A 342-nucleotide genomic window follows, 5' to 3' on the forward strand; every position below is an offset into this window, starting at 1 on the left:
CCGTCCTGTCGGCCGATGTGCGCGACCTGACCGAAGGCAACACGGCCGCCGACATCTCGACGTCGGGCACGCTCACCATCTCCGATGTCGACAGCGATCCCCACTTCGTGCCCCAGGTGGCTGCCGCCGGCAGCTACGGCACCTTCGACCTCGATGCCAACGGCAACTGGACCTACACGGCATCCTCCGCCCATGACGAGTTCGTCGCCGGCACCACCTACACCGACACCTTCAATGTCGTCAGCGCCGACGGCACCGCCACCACCGTGACCGTCCACATCCTGGGCACCAACGACGCGGCCGTCCTGTCGGCCGATGTGCGCGACCTGACCGAAGGCAACA

At 67.0% G+C, this 342-nt stretch carries 1 protein-coding gene; it reads left to right on the forward strand.

Annotation, left to right across the window (positions count from 1 at the left end):
• Positions 1–342 (forward strand): VCBS domain-containing protein (locus EN993_RS36820; protein WP_164758111.1); only part of this gene is annotated, 342 nt, incomplete at both ends.

The sequence above is a fragment of the Mesorhizobium sp. M7D.F.Ca.US.004.01.2.1 genome (assembly GCF_003997785.1).
Classification (GTDB): Bacteria; Pseudomonadota; Alphaproteobacteria; order Rhizobiales; family Rhizobiaceae; genus Mesorhizobium; species Mesorhizobium loti.